The 15809-nt window shown below is 46.5% G+C and carries 16 protein-coding genes; all 16 read right to left on the reverse strand.

Annotation, left to right across the window (positions count from 1 at the left end; all coding sequences use genetic code 11):
- Nucleotides 1-43 precede the first annotated feature (43 nt).
- The gene (locus C0638_RS23425; RefSeq protein WP_013370648.1) at nt 44-274 is read right to left on the reverse strand and encodes a KH domain-containing protein; all 231 of its coding nucleotides are present in this window, start codon (nt 272-274) and stop codon (nt 44-46) included.
- Nucleotides 275-297: 23 nt separating this feature from the next.
- Entirely contained in the window at nt 298-570 is a 273-nt protein-coding gene (rpsP, locus tag C0638_RS23430) for a 30S ribosomal protein S16 (RefSeq protein WP_013370647.1), read from the reverse strand.
- 69 nt (nt 571-639) lie between these two features.
- Nucleotides 640-2016, reverse strand: a complete 1377-nt coding sequence (gene ffh / locus C0638_RS23435; RefSeq protein WP_025676852.1) for a signal recognition particle protein — start codon at nt 2014-2016, stop codon at nt 640-642.
- Between the two features lie 51 nt (nt 2017-2067).
- Nucleotides 2068-2436, reverse strand: coding sequence for a YlxM family DNA-binding protein (ylxM, locus tag C0638_RS23440; RefSeq protein WP_058710929.1), 369 nt, complete (start codon nt 2434-2436; stop codon nt 2068-2070).
- Nucleotides 2437-2602: 166 nt separating this feature from the next.
- Entirely contained in the window at nt 2603-3253 is a 651-nt protein-coding gene (trhA, locus tag C0638_RS23445; RefSeq protein ID WP_016819276.1) for a PAQR family membrane homeostasis protein TrhA, read from the reverse strand.
- A gap of 153 nt (nt 3254-3406) precedes the next feature.
- The gene (gene ftsY, locus C0638_RS23450) at nt 3407-4414 is read right to left on the reverse strand and encodes a signal recognition particle-docking protein FtsY (protein ID WP_013370643.1); all 1008 of its coding nucleotides are present in this window, start codon (nt 4412-4414) and stop codon (nt 3407-3409) included.
- A 38-nt stretch (nt 4415-4452) separates the two neighbouring features.
- Nucleotides 4453-8022 carry a chromosome segregation protein SMC gene (gene smc, locus C0638_RS23455; RefSeq protein WP_058710930.1) on the reverse strand — a complete coding sequence of 1190 codons (3570 nt, stop codon included), beginning with the start codon at nt 8020-8022 and terminating at the stop codon, nt 4453-4455.
- A 255-nt stretch (nt 8023-8277) separates the two neighbouring features.
- Nucleotides 8278-8976: a ribonuclease III gene (gene rnc / locus C0638_RS23460; protein WP_013309856.1), complete on the reverse strand. Its 699-nt coding sequence runs from the start codon at nt 8974-8976 to the stop codon at nt 8278-8280.
- Between the two features lie 12 nt (nt 8977-8988).
- The gene (gene fabF / locus C0638_RS23465; protein WP_013370641.1) at nt 8989-10227 is read right to left on the reverse strand and encodes a beta-ketoacyl-ACP synthase II; all 1239 of its coding nucleotides are present in this window, start codon (nt 10225-10227) and stop codon (nt 8989-8991) included.
- A 228-nt stretch (nt 10228-10455) separates the two neighbouring features.
- Entirely contained in the window at nt 10456-10689 is a 234-nt protein-coding gene (locus C0638_RS23470; RefSeq protein WP_007429985.1) for an acyl carrier protein, read from the reverse strand.
- A gap of 109 nt (nt 10690-10798) precedes the next feature.
- Nucleotides 10799-11548: a 3-oxoacyl-[acyl-carrier-protein] reductase gene (gene fabG, locus C0638_RS23475; protein WP_013370640.1), complete on the reverse strand. Its 750-nt coding sequence runs from the start codon at nt 11546-11548 to the stop codon at nt 10799-10801.
- A gap of 51 nt (nt 11549-11599) precedes the next feature.
- The gene (gene fabD, locus C0638_RS23480) at nt 11600-12541 is read right to left on the reverse strand and encodes an ACP S-malonyltransferase (protein ID WP_025676844.1); all 942 of its coding nucleotides are present in this window, start codon (nt 12539-12541) and stop codon (nt 11600-11602) included.
- Between the two features lie 81 nt (nt 12542-12622).
- Nucleotides 12623-13612: a beta-ketoacyl-ACP synthase III gene (locus C0638_RS23485; protein ID WP_013370638.1), complete on the reverse strand. Its 990-nt coding sequence runs from the start codon at nt 13610-13612 to the stop codon at nt 12623-12625.
- An 8-nt stretch (nt 13613-13620) separates the two neighbouring features.
- Nucleotides 13621-14613, reverse strand: coding sequence for a phosphate acyltransferase PlsX (gene plsX, locus C0638_RS23490; RefSeq protein WP_058710931.1), 993 nt, complete (start codon nt 14611-14613; stop codon nt 13621-13623).
- Nucleotides 14597-15193: a transcription factor FapR gene (gene fapR / locus C0638_RS23495; protein WP_014599659.1), complete on the reverse strand. Its 597-nt coding sequence runs from the start codon at nt 15191-15193 to the stop codon at nt 14597-14599. The genes plsX and fapR overlap by 17 nt, the downstream gene beginning before the upstream one ends.
- Nucleotides 15194-15469: 276 nt before the next feature.
- Nucleotides 15470-15643: a 50S ribosomal protein L32 gene (rpmF, locus tag C0638_RS23500; RefSeq protein WP_013370634.1), complete on the reverse strand. Its 174-nt coding sequence runs from the start codon at nt 15641-15643 to the stop codon at nt 15470-15472.
- Nucleotides 15644-15809: the final 166 nt, after the last annotated feature.

A 15809-nucleotide genomic window follows, 5' to 3' on the forward strand; every position in this document is an offset into this window, starting at 1 on the left:
AAAAAGGGTTAGGACATACATCCTAACCCCCTTTCGTATATCTTTAAGATATGATGTCTACGGTAACCCGTTTATCCATCTTAACGGCTGCTGATGCAACCACAGTGCGAAGCGCCTTGGCGATACGTCCCTGCTTGCCAATGATCTTGCCCACATCCTCAGGATGTACACTAAGTTCATACACTACAAGTCGATCCTTCTCCAAGGTCTTCACGGTCACATCATCCGGATGATCGACTAAAGCCTTAGCAATGATTATCACTAATTCTTCCATGGTTGACCCTCCGTATCAGCACCTTATTTCTGTGTTTTAAGCTCATGAAACTTTTTCAACACGCCCGCTTTGCTAAGCAAGTTGCGAACAGTGTCGGATGCTTGTGCACCATCTTGCAACCATTTCAGCGCTTTATCTTCATCAATTTTTACAACCGCTGGTACTGTAATAGGGTTGTAGTAACCGATTTCTTCGATAAAACGACCGTCACGCGGGGAACGGGAATCAGATACCACGACGCGATAGAAAGGAGCTTTATGTGCACCCATACGTTTCAGACGAATACGAACTGCCACGAAAATTCACCTCCTTCAAAAAGTAGACTGTATATTGCTATCCTATAACTCCAAAGGCCTATCGACCTTTTAGCGGAAAGGAAACTTCATACCTTTGCCCATACTCTTCAGCTGTTTCAGAGCCTTGTTTTTGCCACCCTTAGGACCCATCATATCTGAGAACTGCTTCATCATACGGCGCATTTCGTCAAATTGCTTAATGAGACGATTTACCTCAGCCAGCGATGTTCCACTGCCTACAGCAATCCGCTTGCGACGACTATGATTAATCATGTCTGGGTTTTGCTTTTCCTGTGTAGTCATCGAATGAACGATAGCCTCAATCCGGCCCATCTGTTTGTCATCCACTTTGATGTCTTTCATTTGCTTCATGTTGCCCATACCAGGAATCATATCGAGAATCTGGTCGATTGGGCCAAGCTTCTTAACCTGATCCATTTGCTCCAGAAAATCCTCGAAAGTAAACTCGGCATTGCGCATTTTCCGTTCCATTTCCTTCGCCTTATCCGCGTCGATATTGGACTGCGCTTTTTCAATCAGGGACAGCATGTCACCCATGCCTAAAATCCGTGAAGCCATCCGCTCAGGGTGAAATGGCTCCATTGCATCCAGCTTTTCACCCAATGTAGCAAACTTGATCGGGCATCCTGTCACAGCTTTAACCGACAAGGCCGCGCCCCCACGAGTGTCGCCGTCCAGCTTTGTCAGTACAACTCCCGTTAACTCAAGGCTATTGTTAAAGTGCTCCGCAACGTTAACTGCATCCTGTCCTGTCATGCTATCTACAACCAGCAGAACTTCATCCGGCTTGACATTAGTATGAATCTGGCGCAACTCTTCCATCAGTTCTTCATCAACATGAAGACGACCGGCAGTATCTATAATAACGTAGTCATTACCATTATCCTTAGCATGCTGCAAACCCTGTTTTGCGATTTCCACCGGGCTTGTCTGATCTCCCAATGTAAATACAGGTGCGTTAATCTGCTCACCGAGAATCTGAAGCTGCTTGATCGCGGCAGGTCTGTAAATATCACCAGCTACAAGCAATGGACGATGGTTTTGCTTTTGCAACAACTTCGCTAGTTTACCTGACGTCGTCGTCTTACCTGCGCCCTGGAGACCCACCATCATAATGACTGTAGGCGGTTTGTTTGCTTTGGCAAGCTTGGCCTGACTGCCACCCATCAACTCAGTCAATTCCTTGTTTACAATGTCGATGATGACCATGCCTGGCGTAAAGCTGTCCATCACTTCCTTACCAACGGATTTCTCCTTTACCTTGGCAATAAAGTCCTTTACAACCTTGAAGTTAACGTCCGCTTCAAGCAAAGCCAATCGCACTTCACGCATCGCCTGAGCTACATCATCCTCAGACACTTTTCCTTTGCCGCGCAGTTTACTGAATACATTTTGCAAGCGAGTCGATAATCCTTCAAATGCCATACTTTCGCACCTCCTTGTCTACCAGGGTTGTTAGTTCTTCATTTATATATCCTACAATTCCTGCAGGCGATTTACAATTTGTTGGACATGTTGCAATGTATCCTTATCGGGCTTACTAACTTTACCGAATGCATCATATAATGTCGCATTCAGTTCCTCTAAATCTTGGATTCTACGTTCATGCTTACTTAGCAATCCAAGCTTTTCCTCATACATTTCTAATACCTGTTCAGCACGTTTAATATGTTCATAGACTGCCTGACGGCTAATTTGAAATTCCGATGCAATTTCCCCTAAAGAAAAATCATCATGGAAGTAATATTTTAAAAACATCTGTTGCTTCTCTGTAAGTAGAGGTTCATAGAAGTCAAACAGTCGGTTAATCCGGTTTGTCTTTTCCAGCCGATTCTCCTGACTCATCGTGTATACCTCCATCGTCAAGGAAAAACACTTTACAGTTCTTTTCAACGTTCCTTATCATACATAAAAGAAAAGAAGATGTCAAGCGTTATCCCTTGTCATACAAAAAAAAGCCGATCCACTGCCCTTAAACGGGAGAATAGATCGACTTTTTTGCCCCTCTCACTCAAACCCTTACCGGAGTAAGATACAACAGAATAGCTAGAAAATGAAGTATGCTGCCTGCTAAAACAAACAGATGCCAGATCGCATGGTGATACGGAAATGCTCGCCACACATAAAAAATTGTGCCCAGCGTATACATAAGACCACCCACGAACAATAGCGTCATCCCTCCGGCGGGAACAATGGCCATCAGCGGATTCCAGGCAATTGTAATGAGCCAGCCCATTATAATGTAAAACACAGTAGACATAAACAGGAAGCGTTTGGTGAAGAACGCCTTGAACAGTACACCAAACAAAGCGATCCCCCAAATCACCCCAAATAGCGTCCATCCCAGAGTACCTCGCAAAGCAACGAGCATAAAAGGGGTGTAGCTACCTGCAATGAACAGGTAAATACAAGAATGATCGAATATTTCGAACAAATCCTTCAATTTTCCTTCACGCAGGCTATGAAGCAACGTGGAATTGGTATACAGCAACAGCATTGTAATCCCGTAAATTGTAAAGCTTACGACATGCCAAGCAGTTCCTTTCATGCTAGCAAAAACAATGAGTAGCACAAGCGCTGCTACACTTAAAACGGCTCCAATACCATGTGTAATCGCGTTAGCTACTTCTTCCCGGCGGGAATAAGTATAGGTGTTTGCCATCGTTTTTCACCCGGCTTCCTGAGTAATATTTTTATACAAGAAATTTATCCGGCATCGTCAAACCTTTTGCTTTCATTATACAATTGGGCGGACTTACGCGGCAACAGGAGCACTGCTTAGTCCCAGACTTATAAGCAAGTCTAATCAAACGGATTAGTTCTGCTCTTCCTCGCCAGCTTCGACAGCCTCTTCTTGGATCAAACCGGCGAACAATGCATGAACAAATTGTTCTGAATCAAACGGTTGAAGATCATTCACTTTTTCACCTAAGCCCACCAGCTTAACAGGCAAATTCAATTCCTGACGGATAGCAACAACAATCCCGCCCTTTGCTGTTCCATCCAATTTTGTCAGTACCAGACCGGTTACGCCGCTCTTCTCACCAAACAGCTTGGCTTGGTTAAGTGCATTTTGTCCAGTCGTCGCATCAAGTACCAACAACACTTCATGAGGAGCGTCTGGAATTTCACGCTGGATAACGCGGAAAATCTTGTTCAATTCTTCCATTAGATTGCTTTTATTTTGAAGACGTCCTGCTGTATCGCATAACAAAACATCTACTTGACGCTGCTTGGCAGCCTGTACGGCATCAAACATAACCGCAGCTGGATCAGAACCAGATTGCTGTTTGATGACCTCTACACCTGCCCGTTGGCCCCAAACCTCCAACTGTTCAATCGCGCCCGCCCGGAATGTATCTCCAGCAGCCAACAATACTTTTTTGCCCTCTTGTTTAAAACGATGAGCCAACTTGCCAATGGTCGTTGTTTTTCCGACTCCATTGACGCCTACGAATAGAATGACCGTAATCCCGTCTGGATTCATTTTGAGCTGACTATTGTCATTCCCCCGCAGCAACTCAGACAGCTTTTCCGACAGTACAGGCTGTAACTCGGACGCATCCTCGATTTTGCGTTTTTTCACTTCTCCCCGCAAGTCTTCAATGAGGTTCATAACGGTATTGACGCCTACGTCCGCTCCGATCAGAATTTCTTCCAGTTCCTCGTAAAATTCCTCATCAATTTTTTTACGGCGAATCATCAGGTCCGTTACTTTTTCGACGAAACCTTTACGTGTTTTTTCTAAACCGTCTTTGAACTGCTTTGTGACCGATTCCGTTTTACTTGCGATGCTTTCCTTCAATTTTCTAAAGAAACTCATGGATTCCCTCCGTTGATCTGAAAGTATGTTATTTGATGTCAGGCAATCTCAGCTTCATCGTTGTCCAGCTTGACAGATACGAGTTTAGAAACCCCGCCTTCTTCCATCGTAACCCCGTACAGCACATCGGATTCTTCCATGGTGCCTTTACGGTGTGTAACTACGATAAACTGTGTCTGCTCTGAGAATTCCCGTAAATACTGAGCAAAACGCACCACATTTGCTTCGTCTAATGCTGCCTCTACTTCATCGAGTACACAGAATGGAACAGGTTTAACGTGTAAAATGGCAAATAATAAAGCCATTGCTGTTAGAGCCCGTTCACCGCCTGACAACAACTGTAAGTTTTGAAGTTTTTTGCCTGGAGGCTGAGCTACAATGTCAATGCCCGTCTCCAGCAAACGTTCCGGATCAAGCAACACAAGGTCTGCACGTCCGCCTCCGAACAGCTTGGAGAAAACCGTTCCAAATTCGCGACGAATCGCATCGAACGTGGTCTTGAAGCGCTTGGACATTTCATCATCCATTTCACGAATAACCTGATAGAGCGTTGTCTTGGCCTCTACCAAATCAGACTTTTGCTCATCAAGAAACGTATAGCGCTCATGTACACGCTGGTATTCCTCAATAGCACCCAGATTGACCTCACCCAGCGCAGATATCCCGCGTTTGAGCCTTTCCACCTCACTCTGCGTACCTTCAATATCTTCCGGTATAGGGTAACGCTGCTTGGCCAGCTCATAGCTGAGTTCATAATCATCACTTAATTTTTTCAAAACATTTTCCAGTTCCACATCAAGTCGGTTTACTCCAATTTCTGTTTGGCGAAGCAGTTCCTCCACCGACTTAAGCTGAATTCGCTGTTCTTTTGTGTCATTCTCAGCAGCTTCCAGTTTTTTGGACAAGCTGCTGCGTGCAGCCCGTTTGAATTCCAATTGCTCTGCAGCTTCTTCCTTTTTCAAACGGTATTGATTGAGATTCTCAATTTGTTTCACGGTCTCCTGCTCATTGGTAAGCAAATCCGCTTCGATGGAAGCAAGCAAGGTCTTGTTTTGTCTTGAATCCTTACCAAGGGTATCATAATCCCCACGCAATCTGCGAATCTGCTCTTCCAATGAAAAGCGCTCTTGGTCCAGCTTGCCTTCTCTTACCTTGAGATTGGTGAGCTCTCCTTGCAACTGCTCTTTGGCTGATTCATTCGCTTTACGCGCAAATTCGGCAGCGTGAATGGCTTGATGCGTTTTCTTCTCTTCTTCCTCCAGCGCAGCCAACTTTACCAGTGCTTCTGCACGGGAAGCTTCCAACTCCTTGATTTCCTGGTCAAAGCCTTTTTTCTCCTGGCCAGACGCAGCTACCTGCTCCAGAACATGACGAAGTTCATGCTCAAGTTGTTTGAGCTCCATTGCCATCTGCTGCTCTTCGGTCCGCTTCACATCGCCGCCCTGGCGCAATTCATCCAGACGGGTCTGTGTCTCCTCCAACTGTCGTTTGGTATCTATTGCACTCTGGCGCAACCTGGCAATTTGCTGTTCCGTGTCTAGAATGTCTTGATCCAACTGATCCAGCTGACGTTTACGGCCCAGCAGATTAGCATTTTTCTTGAACTGGCTCCCCCCAGTCATGGAACCACCTGCATTGACAACATCGCCTTCCAGCGTGACAACACGATATCTATATTGACAACGGGCCGCAATACGATTGGCATCTTCCAGCGTACGGGCAATGACCACATTCCCCAAGAGACTGCCTACGATTCCGGCATATCGATCATCGTACTGAACAAGATCTGCACCGATCCCGACAAAGCCTTCTGCGCTTTCCACAATTTGACGTTCTCCAGCACCAATCTGACGCGGGCGGATAACGTCCATAGGCAAGAATGTCGCTCTGCCCAATTGACGTTGCTTTAGAAAACTGATCGCCTGTCTGGATACCGATTCATTTTCCATCACAATATGCTGAACTGAAGCGCCCAAAGCGGTTTCCATCGCCTGCTCTAAATGCTCAGGTACCCGAATCAGCTCCGCTACTGCTCCATGCACACCGTGCAAAGTTCCTTTGCGTGAAGCCTTTAACACCTCTTTAACTCCGAGCATGAAGCCGTCAAAGTCATCCTGCATTTCTTTCATCGTATCTCGCCGTGAAATTTGAGCCTCACGTTTTTGTTCCCATTTACGAACCGTGCCCTGGTTTTCTTCCAGTAGTTTTTGCAGGGCCTGGTACTGTTCACTTCCCTGAATATAGCCACTGCGCAAACTGCTAATTTCCTGTCCCAGCTTCTGAATCGTCGCTTCCAACCCTTTTTTGCGCTGTTCAAGTTCGACTTTTTGGGCTTCCCATTTGCCGGATTCATCACTGACGCGATTCACTCGGCGTTCCAACGCTTCCTTCTGTTGGTCGGTATAACGAATTTCGTTACGCGCCTGCGCCATCTGATTCATCAGCTCCAGCAGACCACCCTTTAGGCTTTCTTCCTGCTCCTGGCTGATTCCACCTGTGACGCCAATCAGTTTGGCCTCTTCATCAGACAGACGCGCACGCAACTCGTCCAGCTCTACATTCAGCGCTGACAGCTTTTCGTTCAGCTGATCCAGTTCGCTTTTGCGTTCGGAATGCCGTGATTCACTTGTGCTGAGGGATAAGATCAATTGTTCCCGATTGGCCTCCAAATTGCGTGTGCGCTCTTTGAGCAATTCACCGTATCCTTCACTTTTTTCCGTAGCTTCACTGTATTGCAGCAGATCCTTTTGCAGACGTTCTACTTGCTCTTCCAGCTGCCGTAATTCATTACGATCGTTTTCCAGCATTGCATCATGGCGGGACACTACTGTAGACAACTGAAGCTGCTCTTGCTGCAACAAAGCTAGTTTGGAAGTCGCATCGCTCCACGAAGTATGAATTTGTTCAATTTGATGGACGTACATCGAAATTTCTTTTGATTTTAATTCACTGCGCAGCTCTTTAAAATGAATCGCCTTTTCAGACTGCTCCTTAAGAGGTCCAATCTGATCCTCTAGTTCACTGACCAAATCGTGAATGCGCAGCAAATTTTGCTCTGTTTCATCCAGCTTGCGAACTGCATCTTTTTTACGTGATTTATATTTTACGATACCCGAGGCTTCCTCAAAAATACCCCGTCGATCCTCAGATCGGGTACTCAAAATTTCTTCAATACGTCCTTGCCCAATAATCGAATAAGCTTCTTTACCAATCCCTGTATCCATAAACAGCTCAGTAATATCCCGAAGTCTGCATGATTGACGATTAATGAAATATTCACTATCCCCACTCCGATGCACACGTCGCGTTACCGTCACTTCACCAAAATCCAGAGGCAATGCCTGATCTTCATTATCTAGCGTAAGTGATACTTCACCGTAATTAACAGCCTTACGAGCATCACTACCTGCAAAAATAATGTCCTCCATCTTGCCGCCACGCAGTGATTTGGCACTCTGTTCGCCCAACACCCAACGAATTCCGTCGGAAATATTACTTTTTCCACTCCCATTGGGTCCGACGACTGCCGTAATGCCGCGGACAAATTCCATTTCCGTTTTATCTGCAAACGATTTGAAGCCCGCCAGCTCAATGCGCTTTAAAAACATGCTCAATCTCACCTCTAACATTCAAATATGCTTGTACAACTTCATTGACCTGATTGATTGAATTATCCTTATTGTAGCATAAGACTAATTTGAAAAAAGCACAGTATCGACGTTCACCTTACAGCAGTAAAGCCACGAAAAAAGAGCAAAACGCAGTCCATTCGCCATTATGGGCCGGGACTCCCCGCGGACTGCCCTTTGCTCTTACTTTGTGTCCTCTGCTTGCGTCACCCGTTCGGGCCGCTCAGGTACCGATTACGATTCCGCCAGCTTCAAACGGTTTAAAGCAACTGCCGCCGCTTGCTGCTCAGCTTCCTTTTTGGAGCGTCCTGTACCTGCCCCCAGCCGTTCGCTGTCCATATATACCTCGGCTACAAACTCGCGTTCATGGGCAGGTCCGCGTTCCTCGACAATCTTGTATTCAAGCATCCCCATGTTATGATGCTGCGTCAGTTCCTGAAGCTCTGTTTTGAAATCACTCATCTGAAGCTTACCGTTTAATACAATTTGAGGAAAAATATAACGTTCTAGAAACGACCGGACGGCTTCCAGACCCTGATCCAAATAAAGCGCGCCTACGAACGCCTCGAACACATCAGCCAACAGAGCAGGACGAGTACGTCCGCCTGTCAGCTCTTCACCTTTTCCAAGCAATACATACTGCCCAAACTCAAGCCCGACAGCAAACTTCACCAAAGAAGGCTCACAGACAATAGCTGCACGCAACTTGGTTAGTTCGCCTTCGGGCCGGTTAGGGTACTGATTGTACAATTGCTCAGACACCGTCAGTTCCAGAACAGCGTCACCCAGAAATTCCAGACGCTCATTATCTGCATGCTGACTGAACCGATGTTCGTTTACGTAGGAAGCGTGCGTAAAAGCCTGCTTCAGAAGCTGCCGATTGTTGAATTGAATATGAAGTTTCTGCTGTAATTGCTTCAAGTCTCCACTCAACGAACTGACCCCTTACGCTTCATATTTTTTTAGAATAACCGTAGCATTGTGACCGCCAAAACCAAAGGAATTGGACATAACCACATTCAGTTCCGCTTTTCTCGGCTTATTAGGTACATAATCAAGATCACAAGCCGGGTCTTGATTATCCAAATTAATTGTTGGCGGAATTGTCTGATGTTGGAGCGCAAGACCACAAATTACGGCTTCAACGCCTCCCGCTGCACCCAGAAGATGCCCTGTCATCGACTTGGTTGAACTGATCGCTACCTTATAGGCATGCTCTCCAAGCGTTTTCTTAACTGCTTCCGTCTCCGATTTGTCACCAACCGGCGTAGATGTACCATGTGCATTGATATAATCGATATCTTCAGGATTCAATCCAGCATCACGGATCGCCATTCTAATGCAGCGTGCTGCTCCCTCTGGATCAGGCTCCGTCATATGATGGGCATCGCCTGAAAGACCATAGCCAATCACTTCGCCGTAAATATGTGCACCACGCTTCAAAGCATGATCCAACGATTCCAGAATCAGTACACCAGAGCCTTCGCCCATAACAAATCCGTCCCGTTCGGTATCAAATGGACGACTTGCCTTTTCCGGCTCATCGTTACGTGTGGACATCGCTCGCATGGAGCAAAATCCAGCAATACCAATCGGACGAATCGTTGCTTCGGCACCGCCGCAAATCATAGCGTCAGCGTCACCGCGCTGAATCATGCGGAAGGAATCACCGATAGCATGACTACCTGTGGCACAAGCCGTAACTGGCGATGTATTGGGACCCTTAGCACCGAGTGAGATCGAAACTTGACCGGAACCCATATTAGCAATCATCATCGGAATGAAGAAAGGGCTTACGCGTTTAGGTCCCTTTTCGATCAGTGCATTATGCTGATCTTCCCAAGTGCCCAATCCGCCAATACCAGAACCAACAGATACACCAACACGCTCAGCATCCACATTCTCTCCGATTACGAGTTTGCTGTCCTCAAGCGCCAATTTACTAGCAGCAACCGCGAACTGCACAAAGCGGTCCATTTTACGCGCATCCTTACGATCGATATAATCCTCTGGATTAAAATCTTTAATGGAAGCGGCTATTTTCGTAGTGTATTCACTTGTATCAAAAGCTTCGATTTTACTGATACCAGATTTTCCAGCCATCAGATTATCCCATAGTGTGTTCAAATCCTGTCCCAGCGAAGTGATTACACCCATTCCTGTTATGACAACACGTTGTTTCAAAGATAATCACCTCTATGTCTACTGCAAATTGTATTTTTAGTTCGCACACGCTTGTGTACAAAAATAATATAGAATCAACTAAAGTTAGTAATGCCGCATTAGACTCAGCCCTTGACGAAGTGAAGCTGAGATGAAGTCAAAAACACGCGACAATTCCGTCTTTAGTTCAATCTGTATAATTAGGAGAAAGTCCCGCCTGTAACAGAACGGGACTTTTGATGACATGAATTAGGTATGAGATTGTATGTACTTCACAACTTCACCTACAGTTGTAATTTTCTCTGCATCTTCATCAGAGATTTCCATATCAAACTCATCTTCCAATTCCATAACCAATTCAACTACATCGAGAGAATCAGCGCCTAAATCATCTTTAAAAGATGCTTCAAGTGTAACTTCGGCTTCGTCGGCTCCCAAACGGTCAACGACAATGCGTTTTACGCGCTCCAATACATCGGACATCCGGCTCACCTCCTCCTTATGGTATTATACGAAAATTACAATTAAAATGCCATAGAAGAGAGTTTTCATTAACTACTCTCCATCGGGGCATGCGGATTGGCAACAAGAACTACATATACATGCCGCCATCCACATGCAAAGTCTGGCCCGTCATATATGAGGAAGCATCCGAGGCCAAGAATAGCACCACATCTGCAATTTCCTCAGGCCGTCCAAGACGGGCCAGCGGAATACCGCTAAGCATATTGTCACGCAAATCATCAGCCAGCACCTGCGTCATTTCAGTATCAATGAATCCAGGAGCCACACAGTTCACTGTAATTCCTCTTGAGGCAAGCTCTCTAGCAGAGGATTTAGTAAGACCAATCACTCCCGCTTTAGCAGCGACATAGTTGGCTTGTCCTGCGTTACCAAGTACACCAACAACGGAAGAGATATTGATAATTCGTCCAGAACGCTGCTTCATCATTGGGCGTGTGGCCGCCTTGAGACAATTAAACACACCCTTAAGATTCGTTTCGATCACCTGATCGAATTCCTCTTCTTTCATCCGCATGATTAAATTATCTCTTGTTATGCCAGCATTATTCACCAGGATATCAATCTTGCCCCAAGCGCCAATTACATCCTTGATCAACTGATCAGCTTCTTCAGCACGTCCCACATTAGCCTGAACTGTAATAGCTTCTACACCTTTGGCACGAATCAGCTCTGCTACCTCAGTCGCAGCCGCTTCGCTACCAGCATAATTTACTGCGACATTAGCCCCTGCTTCAGCCAGCGCCAGTGCGATACTACGGCCAATTCCGCGCGACGCTCCCGTAACCAGCGCTGTTTTTCCACTCAATGGCTTAGACATCATAGTCCTCCCTTGCAAGTATTTAACCCGTAAAGGCAATCATTAATACTTTTAGCGGGCTTCCAGGGCTTCTGTTATAGAAGCAAACGACTCCAGGCTACTCATGTTATACAGCTTAACCGTTTTGTCAATCTTTTTAACCAGTCCGGTCAAAACACTTCCCGGTCCAAACTCAACAAAGGTGTCCACACCTTGTTCCAGTAACCATGCTACGCTGTCTTCCCATAGTACCGGAGAATAGACCTGTTCCACCAACAGTTGGCGAATTTCACTTCCCTCACGTACAGGTTTTGCTGTCACATTGGTCACAACCGGAATCTGGGCTTCAGCAAATTTCACAGTCTCCAATTTACCGGAGAGCTTGTCCGCCGCTTCCTTCATCAATGACGAATGAAAAGGTCCGCTGACCTCCAAAGTAATAGCACGCTTACCGCCTGCTTCCTTCACACGTTCAGCGACGGCAGCTACACCCGCCTTTGTACCGGATACAACAATCTGTCCGGGACAGTTGATGTTGGCCAATTCAACCAGTTGGCCAGACTCCGTAATATCACGGCACAATGCTGCCAATGCTTCACGATCAGCTCCCAGCACAGCAGCCATCCCGCCTTGTCCATCAGGAATGGCCTGCTCCATAAACTGACCACGTGCACGAACAGTCTCAACTGCATCCTCAAATGTGAGAACACCGGAAGCCACTAGCGCACTGTATTCTCCTAGACTGTGCCCAGCCACATAATCAGGGCGGATGCCCTTTTCCTTGAACGCTTCATACAACGCAATGCTCGCCGTTAACAGTGCAGGCTGCGTATTGGATGTTTGCTTCAAGGCTGTGTCAGGCCCTTCAAATATCAGTGTGCTTAGCGCGAAACCCAAACGTTCGTCCGCTTTACGGAATACTTCTGTTGCAGCTGGAACTGCTTCATAAGCATCTTTAGCCATACCTACAGCTTGTGAACCCTGACCGGGAAATATAAATGCCGTTTTGCCCATCGTGCATGCACCTCTCTGTATCCAATGCTTCTTCTGTAAAACACCAGACAAATTCAATATTATATCAAAACTGCCACTTAATTACCAGATAAGAACCGACGCACCCCAGGTCAAACCGCCGCCAAAGCCCACCATTAGTATACGGTCGCCTTCCTTCATGCGGCCTTCCTCAGCTGCTTCCACAAGAGCGAGAGGAATAGATGCTGCGGATGTATTCGCATATTTATTAACATTAATAACTACCTTTTCCTCTGGCAAATCCAAACGTTGCATTGCGGATTGGATGATTCGGATATTGGCTTGATGCGGAACGAACAGATCGATGTCGTCTTTGGACATCCCAGCTTTCTCCAACACATCAACCGTTGCTGTTCCCATAACGCGAACCGCGAACTTGAACACTTCGCGTCCGTTCATGTAAATATAGTGCTGTTTATTTTCCAGTGTATCCGCACTCGCAGGCAAACGTGAGCCCCCAGCTTCCAACTTGAGCAAGGTGCCTCCAGCGCCTTCAGCCCCCAGATCAAAGGATTGGAATCCTCTACCTTCAGGTACTTCACCAATCACTACAGCTCCTGCTCCATCTCCGAAAAGAACGCAGGTGTTGCGGTCAGTATAATCTGTAATCCGGGAAAGGCAGTCTGCACCAATAATTAACGCATTGTTATAAATACCTGTCTTAATGAAACTCGTTGCCGTAGCCAGCCCGTACACAAAACCCGAGCATGCAGCAGACAAATCGAAAGCCGCTGCGCCTTTGGCCCCCAACTTGTCCTGAAGAATGCAAGCAGTTGACGGAAATGCCATATCTGGTGTAACCGTAGCTACTATAATCAGGTCCAGATCTTGTGCCGTCATACCCGCAGACTCCAACGCCTTAACTGCTGCTTCATAAGCCAAATCAGATGTAGCCTGCTCTGGAGCAGCAATATGGCGCTCCTGAATCCCTGTACGGCTAACAATCCACTCATCACTTGTTTCAACGATTTCTTCCAAATCTTTATTGGTCAGAATTTTCTCAGGTACGTATTTCCCTGTTCCGATAACACCAACCGGCCGTAATTTATTCATATCGTCACTCACTTCCTGCTGATTTCCTTGGATATACTTTCCACCAACCGGTTTTGCAAGGCCGTACGAGCCTGCCTTACCGCATTTTTGACGGCAATGCCATCAGACGAACCATGACTTTTTAAGACGAGTCCGCTCAACCCCAACAAAGGAGCCCCGCCGTGCTCTTTATAATCCAGTTTCCCCTTCAGACCCCGAAGTTCAGGCATAATCAAGGCCGCTGCAAGCTTGGTCTTTAAAGATTTGGTAAACTGCTTTTTAAGGAGAGAAAATATCGCTCCGGCTGTTCCCTCTAGCGATTTTAGCATAATGTTTCCGGCGAATCCGTCACACACCAATACATCACAATTTCCGGTTAACACATCTCGGGATTCAACATTCCCCACAAAATTGACAGGTAACTGCTCAATAAGTGGAAATGCCAATTTTGTCAGTTCATTGCCTTTTCCTGCTTCAGTCCCAACATTCAGCAGACCCACTCTTGGAGAAGCCAATCCGTGAACCTTCTGACGGTACAAGCTCCCCATCAGTGCATACTGGGCAAGATGTTCAGGCTTGGCATCCATATTGGCCCCCAAGTCCAGCGCCAGTATACCTTGATCATCAATCGTCGGTATCATCGGCGCGAGAGCCGGACGTTCAATGCCCTCCATTCTTCCAACCACTAGCAATCCTGTAGTCATCAGAGCGCCTGTATTACCTGCGGATATCATGGCATCCGCTTCACCTTCTCTAACCATTCGACCCGCTACGACCATTGAGGCATCCTTTTTACGCCGCACTGCCTTTACAGGCTCGTCCTGCGCATCTATCGTTTCGGACGCATGGCGAATGGTGAGGTTCGTCGGCAGCGCCCTGCCGTTCAAAACCGATTCAATCCGTTCCCGGTCACCAACCAGCGTAATGTCTGTATCCTTCCATTCCACCGCCGCAGATAACGCGCCCTCTACTGTCGCCTCAGGAGCATTATCTCCCCCCATGGCATCAATGGCGATCCGCATGCTGACTTCCTCCTTCGCTATACTCTTCCTCCGTGGAGCGATAAATGACAAAGTTGCCTTGGAACACCATTTCTTCTCCTACGTAGGCAAACACTTCCACTTTGGCCTTTCCTTTTTGTTCTGGATTTGAGCGTACATATGCCTTGGCAATACATTTTTCACCCAAATGAACCGGACGAACAAAGCGAATATCCGCTGAAGCGGTCAATGCTATCTCATCGTTAATTACGGCAACGGCCAATGAATTGGCCTGCGCAAACACATAATGTCCTCGTGCAATGCCTGTGCGTGAAAAAGTATGTTCCTCTTTAATTTCAAAAATCGAAATACCACTTCGATCCAACTGGAGATCAACGATGTCCCCAATTACTTCATGTAAAGGCAAGGAACGAACCTGATCGTAGGAGCGCTCAGCCATCAGCTTTAGCCGCTCCCGCAATTCCGGGATCCCCAGTTCCATCCGGTCCAACCGAATGGTCTGAATGCTTACCTTCAGCTGTCTTGTCAATTCCTGATCCGTCACGAACGGATTATCATCAATTAATTGAGTCAGCCGTTGCTGTCTCTGTCTCTTCGGCAAACGTTCGATATCAGTGACGCCTCCTTTCCCTACAGTAAACTGCCGTTCAGCCGACAGTTCAGGTTACTTTACGTTCTAACGGCTAAACTTCAAGCCGGTTTGTCTTCTTGTATGTATAAAGGAACCTCTTAGGACCTTCTTTCTTAGAACCTGGTACTAAAACAGTATATAGCATGCTGACGCAAAAAGAAAGCATGCTGATAAAAAAAGTAGCGCCTCACTGTAGTGAAGCGCTACTTTCTCTGCGAATATTCCAAAGAATCCGCTTATCGGACATTATTGAGAGATGATCTCTCTAGCTTTGTACGTTCCGCAAACTTTGCACACATGGTGAGCAAGTTTCAATTCGCCACATTCGGAGCATTTCACCATACCTGGTACTTCCAGTTTAAAGTGAGTACGACGTTTGTCGCGACGAGTTTTGGATGTTCTCCGTTGAGGTACTGCCATTATTCCCACCTCCTTAAACAGATCAACCCCGCATAACGGGTATGACTTCTTATCTCATTCAAGACCGAAAGAAAATGCCAGAAGACAATGATCTTACAGCCGGTGAATCAAGCATGCAACATCCACGTATCGGTTCAATAACTTCCCGGCACAAGCGGATGATGAT

Origin of the sequence: Paenibacillus sp. lzh-N1, from assembly GCF_002872435.1 — a bacterium.
Classification (GTDB): Bacteria; Bacillota; Bacilli; order Paenibacillales; family Paenibacillaceae; genus Paenibacillus; species Paenibacillus polymyxa_C.

Excerpts from the sequence above, each read along its gene's own strand:
- C0638_RS23425 (WP_013370648.1), bottom strand. The coding sequence starts at position 274 with ATGGAAGAATTAGTGATAATCATTGCTAAGGCTTTAGTCGATCATCCG.
- ffh (WP_025676852.1), bottom strand. The coding sequence starts at position 2,016 with ATGGCATTTGAAGGATTATCGACTCGCTTGCAAAATGTATTCAGTAAA.
- ylxM (WP_058710929.1), bottom strand. The coding sequence starts at position 2,436 with ATGAGTCAGGAGAATCGGCTGGAAAAGACAAACCGGATTAACCGACTG.
- trhA (WP_016819276.1), bottom strand. The coding sequence starts at position 3,253 with ATGGCAAACACCTATACTTATTCCCGCCGGGAAGAAGTAGCTAACGCG.
- ftsY (WP_013370643.1), bottom strand. The coding sequence starts at position 4,414 with ATGAGTTTCTTTAGAAAATTGAAGGAAAGCATCGCAAGTAAAACGGAA.
- smc (WP_058710930.1), bottom strand. The coding sequence starts at position 8,022 with ATGTTTTTAAAGCGCATTGAGCTGGCGGGCTTCAAATCGTTTGCAGAT.
- C0638_RS23470 (WP_007429985.1), bottom strand. The coding sequence starts at position 10,689 with ATGTCCGATGTATTGGAGCGCGTAAAACGCATTGTCGTTGACCGTTTG.
- fabG (WP_013370640.1), bottom strand. The coding sequence starts at position 11,548 with ATGTCTAAGCCATTGAGTGGAAAAACAGCGCTGGTTACGGGAGCGTCG.
- fabD (WP_025676844.1), bottom strand. The coding sequence starts at position 12,541 with ATGGGCAAAACGGCATTTATATTTCCCGGTCAGGGTTCACAAGCTGTA.
- C0638_RS23485 (WP_013370638.1), bottom strand. The coding sequence starts at position 13,612 with ATGAATAAATTACGGCCGGTTGGTGTTATCGGAACAGGGAAATACGTA.
- plsX (WP_058710931.1), bottom strand. The coding sequence starts at position 14,613 with ATGCGGATCGCCATTGATGCCATGGGGGGAGATAATGCTCCTGAGGCG.
- rpmF (WP_013370634.1), bottom strand. The coding sequence starts at position 15,643 with ATGGCAGTACCTCAACGGAGAACATCCAAAACTCGTCGCGACAAACGT.